We start from the raw sequence: 575 nt of genomic DNA, 5'->3' as shown, positions 1-575 counted from the left end.
GCGCCGCAATCGCCTCCGCGCTGCTGCGGCCCGGGGACCGGCTGGTGAAGAATCAGCCCCGCCTGGGCCTCAACGGCAACCACAACAAATGCCTGGAACTGGCGCGCGGCACGTGCGTGCAGTTCGTGCACGGCGACGACTGGCTGCTTCCGGGCGCCTTGGCGACGCTCGCTCCCTACTTCGACGACCCGACCGTCGGGCTGGCGTTCGCGCCCCGGCAGGTGGTGGGTGACGACGAGCGCTGGCAGCGCCGGTACGGCAAAATGCACACGCGCTTTCGCAACCTGCGGGAACGCAACGACGGCCCCTCGTTGGTGCGCCAGGTGGTGTTGCGCGGCGCGAAGGAGAACTGGGTGGGGGAGCCGACCTGCGTGATGTTTCGGCGCCGGCTGGCGCTGGAGGCGGGCGGCCTGCGGAACGACATCTATCAGCTCGTCGACGTGGATTTCTGGTATCGCCTGATGGTCCGGTCCACGGTGTGTTTCCTGCCCCGGGAGCTGTCGGTGCGAACCCACACCGCGACCAACGAATCGATGCACATCGTCAAAGCGGGGGGCAATTGGCTCGACCAGCTA

General features: G+C 67.8%; 1 protein-coding gene. It reads left to right on the top strand.

Going from position 1 to position 575, the window contains the following annotated elements; all coding sequences use genetic code 11:
- The coding region (locus A5673_RS25455) for a glycosyltransferase (protein WP_156748620.1) at positions 1 to 575 on the top strand (575 nt) is incomplete at both ends.

It is taken from the genome of Mycobacterium sp. E3198, assembly GCF_001667015.1.
GTDB lineage: Bacteria > Actinomycetota > Actinomycetes > Mycobacteriales > Mycobacteriaceae > Mycobacterium.
The sequence above is the reverse complement of the archived record's forward strand: the minus strand, read 5'-3'. Positions and strand labels throughout refer to the sequence as shown.